This is a genomic window from Rhodococcus sp. NPDC060084 (assembly GCF_042730335.1).
Taxonomy (GTDB): Bacteria; Actinomycetota; Actinomycetes; order Mycobacteriales; family Mycobacteriaceae; genus Rhodococcus.
The window spans coordinates 1-7787 of the sequence record NZ_JBHWWX010000073.1 but is presented as its reverse complement, the minus strand read 5'-3'; the positions used below and the strand labels follow the sequence as shown (position 1 = coordinate 7787).

10 protein-coding genes are annotated in these 7787 nt (G+C 66.3%); 3 read left to right on the top strand and 7 right to left on the bottom strand.

Annotated features, from left to right (window positions below; all coding sequences use genetic code 11):
- Positions 1–242: 242 nt before the first annotated feature.
- The 3 genes from ACFWBU_RS20995 to ACFWBU_RS20985 form a co-directional block, all read right to left on the bottom strand.
- On the bottom strand, positions 243–782 hold the full coding sequence (locus tag ACFWBU_RS20995) for a Dps family protein (protein WP_169619335.1): 540 nt from the start codon (positions 780–782) through the stop codon (positions 243–245).
- 93 nt (positions 783–875) lie between these two features.
- Entirely contained in the window at positions 876–1679 is an 804-nt protein-coding gene (locus ACFWBU_RS20990) for a cytochrome c oxidase assembly protein (protein ID WP_378529136.1), read from the bottom strand.
- Positions 1676–2170 (bottom strand): DUF2243 domain-containing protein, encoded by a 495-nt coding sequence (locus ACFWBU_RS20985; RefSeq protein WP_169651291.1) that lies wholly within the window; start codon positions 2168–2170, stop codon positions 1676–1678. The genes ACFWBU_RS20990 and ACFWBU_RS20985 overlap by 4 nt, the downstream gene beginning before the upstream one ends.
- A 190-nt stretch (positions 2171–2360) precedes the next feature.
- Here ACFWBU_RS20985 and ACFWBU_RS20980 point away from each other — a divergent pair, with 190 nt between their 5' ends.
- Complete coding sequence (locus tag ACFWBU_RS20980; RefSeq protein ID WP_169619332.1) at positions 2361–2516, top strand: DUF6131 family protein; 156 nt, start codon at positions 2361–2363, stop codon at positions 2514–2516.
- A 138-nt stretch (positions 2517–2654) separates the two neighbouring features.
- On the opposite strand, the gene ACFWBU_RS20975 is transcribed toward ACFWBU_RS20980, so the two are convergent.
- The 4 genes from ACFWBU_RS20975 to ACFWBU_RS20960 all read right to left on the bottom strand — a co-directional run bounded on the left by ACFWBU_RS20975 (position 2655) and on the right by ACFWBU_RS20960 (position 5812).
- A complete protein-coding gene (locus tag ACFWBU_RS20975; RefSeq protein ID WP_169619605.1) occupies positions 2655–2810 on the bottom strand; it encodes a CDGSH iron-sulfur domain-containing protein in 156 nt (51 codons plus the stop codon).
- Positions 2811–2895: 85 nt separating this feature from the next.
- Positions 2896–3513 carry a HemK2/MTQ2 family protein methyltransferase gene (locus ACFWBU_RS20970; RefSeq protein WP_378529137.1) on the bottom strand — a complete coding sequence of 206 codons (618 nt, stop codon included), beginning with the start codon at positions 3511–3513 and terminating at the stop codon, positions 2896–2898.
- Between the two features lie 254 nt (positions 3514–3767).
- Positions 3768–5357 (bottom strand): phytoene desaturase family protein, encoded by a 1590-nt coding sequence (locus ACFWBU_RS20965; RefSeq protein ID WP_378529135.1) that lies wholly within the window; start codon positions 5355–5357, stop codon positions 3768–3770.
- The gene (locus ACFWBU_RS20960; RefSeq protein WP_378529134.1) at positions 5354–5812 is read right to left on the bottom strand and encodes an SRPBCC family protein; all 459 of its coding nucleotides are present in this window, start codon (positions 5810–5812) and stop codon (positions 5354–5356) included. Before ACFWBU_RS20960 ends, ACFWBU_RS20965 begins: the two co-directional genes overlap by 4 nt.
- Before the next feature lie 180 nt (positions 5813–5992).
- Here ACFWBU_RS20960 and ACFWBU_RS20955 point away from each other — a divergent pair, with 180 nt between their 5' ends.
- Together ACFWBU_RS20955 and surE are read left to right on the top strand one after the other, a co-directional pair.
- Positions 5993–6910 carry a PfkB family carbohydrate kinase gene (locus ACFWBU_RS20955; protein ID WP_378529133.1) on the top strand — a complete coding sequence of 306 codons (918 nt, stop codon included), beginning with the start codon at positions 5993–5995 and terminating at the stop codon, positions 6908–6910.
- Positions 6907–7716, top strand: coding sequence for a 5'/3'-nucleotidase SurE (gene surE / locus ACFWBU_RS20950; protein WP_378529132.1), 810 nt, complete (start codon positions 6907–6909; stop codon positions 7714–7716). The genes ACFWBU_RS20955 and surE overlap by 4 nt, the downstream gene beginning before the upstream one ends.
- The last annotated feature ends 71 nt before the right edge of the window (positions 7717–7787 follow it).

Sequence of the window (7787 nt, the reverse complement as noted above, 5' to 3'; positions counted from 1 at the left end):
ACTAAACACCCCCACCCTTCCACAGCTCCTGTGGTTTTTCTTTGTTTTTGTTTTTTTTTTCTATAGCACCCAATGTCTGGCGCGGCCGCGCCTTCCCCCCCCCCCCCGCCACCCCTGTGATCTCGGGAGGTTCGGGCCACTGCGCGAGACGACGCAGCAGCGCGGATCCCACATTGCCGCTGGCCCCGGTCACGATGATTTTTGCGACCGCGGCATCCGGCACGAGAGAATCCTGTCTCCGGTCAGCGGACCTTGTCGGCCGCTTCCTTCTCGGTGGAGGCGTTTCCGTGGGCCAGGGCCCCGGCAGCGTTCTCCAGGTGCGCACGCACGAACCACTGGAACTTCTCGAGCTGACCGGTGTGCCCGATAAGGACGTCTTCGGTGATCGGATCGAGTTCGCCGACTTCCTCGATGGCCTTACGGTTGTCGGTGATCACCCCGTCGTAGACGAGGTCGAGCGCGGCGAGGTGAGCCTGAGCGGTGTCGCGGCCCACCGAGTAGTCGTCCCATGTGCGGTTCTTCTCGATAGCTCCCGGCGTGCCCTTCGGCGATTCACCGAGCGTCGCGATGCGTTCTGCTACTTCGTCCGCGTATCCACGCACGAGTTCAACCTGGGGATCGATCATCTCGTGGACGCCGATGAAGTTGGGTCCGACAACGTTCCAGTGAATGTGCTTGAGAGTGAGATGCAGGTCGTTGTACGCGCTCAGGCGCTGCTGCAGGACACCGGCAACTTTCGTGCCGTTCTTGCCGCTCAAACCGGGCACCGTGTATTTCGACATGATTGCGATCCTCCAAGTGCTTTTGTTTGCGTGGCAATCGCATACCCCGGAAACGGCACTGCTCAAACCCTTCGCACGAGTAACCGCTCACTGTCAGGTCGTGCGGAGAAGGTCCGGCGCGGACATCTCGGGCCGGCGACGAGCACGTGCCGCCCACCGATGACACAGCAGCACGACCAGAGCCAGTTCGAAGGGCAATCCCCCGTAGTACATGATCTGGCTGCCCATTTCGGCCTGCTCTGCGGAGACGCCGGGAGGCGGGTCCGCGTACAGCGTCTTCGCGAGGATGTTGTGGGCGGCAATGGACACCACCAGCACTGCGGCCCGTAAGCCGAACGATGTGCGGTGAGGAGAAGGGTCCACTCCCACCAGCGAATAGGTGTACAGGTACCCGGCTGCGACGATGTGGAACTCGATCAGCCACATCACCCACGTTCCGCCGTGCATGTAGTCGAACAACCATGTCCGATAGAGAAGCCACAGCCCGCCGACGTTGAGTGTCGCCGCGACGAGCGGGTGGGTGAGCACTTCACAGGGCCGGGAGCGCAGCACCCGGGAGACGCGTCGAGCCTCGCGCAGAGGGAGCACGCGCAGCGCGAGGGTGACCGGTGCGGCGAGCACCAGCAGCAGCGGTACCGCCATGCCGGCTACCACGTGGGACACCATGTGACCCGCGAAGTCGAAGGATTCGTTGGCCGCACCGTGGCCGTGCAGCGCGCCGTGGCCCTGCGCCGGGCTGTCCGCGGATGCGGAGTTACCCCACACCGCGGCGAGCGCGAGCCAGCCCACCGTCCAACCGGCGGTGCGCGCGAGCGACCACGACTTCGCCGCCGCGGCTGCCGCCCAGTAGGCCGGCACCGCGCAGATCGCCACGCCCCAGACGACGAACGGCATCATCGCGATGCCGTCCTCACCGGCTCCTGCCGGTACGTGGACGCGATGATCGCGGCACCGCACACGAGCAGCACCGCGGCAAGGATGTTCCACGTCAGGTCGTACGGGAGAAGATCGACTTCGTATCGGATCTGGTGAAGGCCCATCAGCTTGTGCTGCACCAGGCCGTCGTACAACTGGAACGCACCCACCGCTGTCACGAAGCCGCCCACCAGGGCTCGCACCCACAACGTCCGGTCACGGATCGCCATGACCACCAGGTAGAAGCCGGCGACGGTGGCGAACCAGCTGAACGCGTGGAACAAGCCGTCCGACACCAGACCCGCCGACGTGGTGGACCGGTCGTAGAAGTGATGCCAATGGAGTATCTGGTGAAAGATCACCTCGTCGGTCATCGCGACCGCGCCCAACCCGAGGAACGCGCCCGCCAGCAGACTCCTGCCTCTTTCGGGCCGACGCTCCACCGTCGCACCCTCGACTTCGCTTTTGGTCATGACCAGGGGACTACCCCCGGTTCGGGCGGTCAATCCCTGCGGGAGACCATTGGCGCGACGCCCTCCGGTGCACCCCGCTCGGCCCGCACACAGAATTTTTTGGGGCGTGTGTTTCGATGCGGACAATCCGGGTATTCAGGACTTGGATCCGGAGCCGCTCGGCATCGGACAAGACAGCGAGGTGGACGCAATGATTGTTCTGGGCCTGATTCTTCTCGTGGTCGGATTCTTCACCGGGATCTCGATCCTGACGACACTGGGTGTCATCCTCCTGGTGATCGGCGTCATCATGGCAATCCTGGGAGCCTCCGGCAAGGCCGTCGGTGGTCGCGCCCACTGGTATTGATCCTTAGAACAGTCGAAGTCCGGACGCTACGGCGTCCGGGTTTCGGCTGTTGTGCGGTATCGGCAAGACACAAAAAGAAAGCCCGTTCGCCGGCACCCGATCACATGTTCGGGAATCCCGCGTTCGGGCTTTCTGCGGTTATCGGTCCCGGGACCGTATCGGCCGGCGATGACTGGTATCGCACAGCGGATACAACTCGCTACGCCGGCATCGGCACACTGCCACGACGAACCGGTCCGATTCCGTCACGGACCCGTCCTCGGTCTCGATCCGAACCGGACCGTTCACGAGCATCGGTCCGCCTTTGACTTTGCGGACGACCGTGACGTCCTCTGCGCTACCGGTGGTCGCGTTCACCACGTGGCGGCCACCCTCGCTCTCAGTGCCTGCCTGCACGGATCACCACCACCTCTTCGGTATCGATGCCCTGTTGTGCCAGCTCCACTTCCTGGAGATAGCTCAGGCGACTCTGCAGGACCCGTCCGAACGGGATGCGTTCGCGGGCCACGACCGAGCCCGAAAGACCGGCGGCGCGCACACGCTCGAGTGTTTCGTCTACCCCGGTGAATTCCGAGTGCACGAGCAACGCGAACCCGCGCGGAGACAAGAGCCGGGGCAAGGAGTCGCACAACGGGTCGAGCACCGATCGCCCGTCCGGACCGGCATCCCAGCGCGGATCCTCACTGCCCCGGCCGTCGTCCGGCACATAGGGCGGGTTGGAGAGAACCACGTCGAACGGACCGTGTTCCACGGCCACATCCAGACTTCCTCGAAGTACCGAGATCGGCAGCCTCCGCGACAGGGCATTTGCCCGCGCGGTGAGAACCGCCCTGCGTGAAATATCGAGCGCAGTCACCGCCCCGGCCCCCGCCCTCGCGGCTGTGATTGCGAGAAACCCACTCCCGGTACAGAAATCGAGGACTTTGGCGTCCTGTGCACCTCCGGCGTCGCGGAGCGCCCGCGCAAGAAGAAACGAATCCTCTTGGGGGCGGTACACGCCGGGCAGACGCCACACTCGAGGGGAATCCGGACGGTCGAGGACTGGAGAAGTGGTCACAGCTACATCACCCCGGGGTTCGATGTGCGGAGTCGACGACTACGCACCAGCCAATGCCTGAGCCGACCGTGCGGAGGGCGCATCTTCCCGTCGACGACGCCCACAACGCGCCATCGAGCGGGTATTCGGTCATGGCCGCGAATACCCGTACCCCAGATCCGCGAAACCTGCCGTTTACGACCACGACTTCTCGGTCAGGACATCACCCGGCGCCCCAGGGCGTGCAGGCCGCGTCGCAGCGGCCCCGTCGCTCGCTGATCCTGCAGTGCGGCATCGGCGGCGTTCCAGCCGCACATTCCGTGTACGCCGCCGCCGGGGTGTGCTCCTGCGCTGGCCAGATACAGCTTGCCCACCGGGGTCCGCGACCCGCCGAGTCCTGGCGCGGGACGAAGGAACAACTGCTGGTGGATCTGCGCGGTACCACCGTTGACCGCTCCACCGACCAGGTTGGCGTCAGCCGCTTCGAGATCGGCGGGACGCTGCACGGTCCGGCCCAGAATCGTGTCCCGGAATCCGGGCGCGTACGCCTCGAGCTGGGCGTCGACCCTCTCGGCGAGAAGGTCGGCGGACTCGTCGTCGGTGACGCCGCGGGGCAGGTGCGTGTACGCCCACGCACTTTCGGTCCCGGCGGGCGACCGGGTGGGATCCGTCGTCGTCATCTGCCCGAAGAGCAGGAACGGAGACTCCGGAACCACCCCTGTCGACAGATCCGCCGACCAGCGGACCATCGCGTTCGAATCGGCACCGACATGCACGGTGCCCGTCCGGGACAACGACTCCGACCGCCACGGCACAGGACTGTCGAGCGCGTAGTTCACCTTGACCACGGGCGTGTCCCATTCGAATCCCTGCAGGTCGGCACGGGCACGCTCGGTGACGGAGGAACTCGCGAGCAACTTTTCGTACAGCGCGGGCGCCGACACGTCCGCGAGTATCGCCCGGCGGACCTTCACCCGTCGTCCGCCCGCAGTACGCACCGCTACGGCGGTTCCGTCTTCGACGTCGATATCGGTGACGCGATCGCCACATCGGATCTGCACACCGGCATGTTCACCGCGGCGGACCAGAGCGTCGGTGAGGGCACCCGCACCGCCGACCGGACACGGGAAACCCACGTCCTGGGCGAGCATGGTCAAGAGGTAACCCATCACGCCGCTGCCCGGGGCGTCGGGAGGGATATCGGAGTGCATGGCATTGCCGAGCAGGAGCAGGCGGGCTGCATCTCCGCCGAACAATTCCTCGCTCAGGCGACGGACGGGAAGCGCCAGCATCCTGGCGAAGCGCAGAGATTCCGCAGGCCCGAGTGCGCGCAGCAGTGACGTCGAACCCCGAACCGGCGGGAACGGGGAAAGAAGCAGCTTCAGCAGTGAACCGCGCACCGTGTTCCACTGCTCGACGAGCGTCATCCAGGCTTCCCCGTCACCGGCGCACCGGCGTTCGAGATCGGCGGCGGTGTCTTCGGCACGGCGCGAGACCACCACCGCGTCCTCGTCCTCGGGACCGAGCGGATGACCGAACGAGTTGGGCGACCGGCTCCAGCTCAAACCGTGGGACTCGAGGTCGAGTGCGGCAAAGGCGGGCGACACCGCTCCGAGCGGATAGAACGCGCTGAACAGGTCGGTCCGGAAACCCGGATGGAGTTCGGCGCTGCGTACGGCACCGCCGGGTTGCGGTTGTTCCTCGAGCACCAGTACGTCCCAGCCGGCATCCGCGAGTGCCGCCGCTGCGGTGAGCCCGTTGGGACCGGCACCGATGACGACGGCATCGACAGTTTCGGTACTCATCGCGCGGGCCCCGAGGGAGTCGCACGTTGCGCGAGGAGCGTCAACCGGGACAGGCACTCCCGATTCCGCGGCCATACCGCGGATTCCTGTACGAACTCGGGCAGCATGCTGGGGAGCCCGCTCACGACGTGCTCGGCCATGGTGATCGTCGACCCGCCTCCGGACGCGGGTTCGATCGTCAACCTGATCTCGGCCTGGCCGAAAGCCCACGCGCGTGCACGCAAGACGAGTTCTCGTTCGGGGGTCGCCGAGAGAACCTCGGTGCGGTCGTCGAGCAGCACGGGCCAGAGTCCGACCGAATGATGGATGCGGCTGCCGACGGCCGGCCAGGTCGCGTCGACCTTCCGAATGCGGGAGGCTCCGACGACCCACGTCGCATAGCTCCACCCGTCCGCCAGGACATCCCACACCCGGCTCGGCGAAGCAGTGGTCTCCTTGCGCGCGACTTTGGTCATCCCCGATTTCCCTCCTCGTCCGCGGTCCGTGCCGGGGGCATACCCGCGACCGCTCCGGCCCACACCGGCGCCTCGCGCGCGGGTGTGAGACGAGAAGCGGAGGGGTACCTGAGCGACATGCCCGCAGACAGAGAAGAACCCACACAGTCCGACGACGCAAGACAGGGAGCATCTGCATTCGTGTTCGCTCCCTCACCCCTGCTGACGGTCACGATCGAAAAAGCGCCGAGCGGGAGCACAGAACTGCACGTGCATCCCGGTGGACAGGGTTTCTGGATCGGCCGGATGGCATCCATCCTGGGCATGGACGTACACCTGTGCGGCCCCTTCGGCGGTGAGTCCGGCGGCATTCTCGTCGACCTCATCGGCCGCGAAGGCATCACGGTCCATCCGGTGTCTTCCGCCTCCGACAACGGCTCGTACGTCCACGACCGTCGCGGCGGCGAACGCGAAGTGGTCGTGGAGGTCGAGCCACCCACGCTCACCCGCCACGAGACGGACGACCTCTTCAGCGCCTCGCTCGGCGCAGGCATGTCCGCCGATGTTGCGATCATCGGCGGGCCGCACTGCGACGACGCCGTACCCACCGAGCTCTACACCCGCCTCTGCGCCGACCTGTCCGCCCTGAAGATCCCGGTCGTGGCAGATCTCTCGGGCCCGACCCTGACCGCCGCGCTGGAAGGCGGGGTGTCGCTGCTGAAGGTGAGCCACGAGGACCTCATCGAAGACGGCCGCGCGGCCTCGGAGGACCTCGACGACCTCATCGCCGCCATGCACTCGCTGCACAAGGAAGGTGCCGGAAGCGTCGTGATCTCACGTGCGGCCGATCCGGCGATCGCACTGCACGACGGGATGGTCTGGGAGGTCGAGGCGCCCCCGGTGCAGTCGGTGGACCACCGTGGCGCCGGCGACTCGATGACCGCGGGCCTCGCCGTCGGCTATGCCGACGGACTCCCGTTCGAGCAAGCTCTCCGGCTCGGTGCCGCCGCCGGCGCAGTGAACGTCACGCGACGAGGACTCGCCACCGGTCAGCGGCACTCGATCGAGAAGATGACCGAGAACGTGCAGGTGCGACGACTGGAGAAGGACCACACATGAAGGCGCTGATCGTCAACGACGACGGAATCGACAGTCCCGGGCTGGCCGCGCTGGCCCGGGTCGCCGTCGCGGCGGGCCTCGACGTGCAGGTGGCAGCACCCCACATCGAACGAAGCGGCGCCAGCGCAGCGCTGAGCGCCCTCGAGGACGACGGAAAGCTGAAGGTGTCGCGGCGGTCCATGCCGGAGGTTCCCGACGTGGACGTTCTCGCGGTCCACGCGTCCCCGGCATTGATCACGTTCGTCGCGTCGTACGGCGCCTTCGGTGACACTCCCGACCTCGTTCTGTCGGGGATCAACCTCGGGCCCAACACCGGTCGCGCGATCCTTCATTCCGGAACCGTGGGCGCCGCTCTCACCGCGGCGGCTCACGGGGCCCGCGCGGTCGCGTTGTCGCTCAACGCATCCGATCCCTCGTCGTGGGAGACCGCGGAATACATCGCCGAACGTGCCGTGCGATGGTCGATGGAGCACGGGGAACCCGGCGAGGTCCTCAACGTGAACATCCCCGATGTTCCGGTCGAGGAACTGCACGGGCTGCGCGAGGCCCAGCTGGCCGAATTCGGTGCGGTTCAGGCGGAGATCTCCGACTCGGACGAGGACTACGACGATCAATACGATGACGACGACACCCGCACCGTGACCATGTCCTTCAAGGCCATCGACATCCACGGGCCGGACGACACCGACGCCGTGTTGCTCAGCCGCGGGTGGGCCACCGCGACCGTCCTGCAGATGCCGTTCGAGATGGCGGGGTCCGATCTAGGCGACCTCGGATTCTCCCGGGACGGTGTGTCCCCTTCCTGAGCCCGCGTCTCCCGGCACTCGAGCACAACACCGACGGCACCGCGCCCCACGTGGATATCCACGTGGGGCGC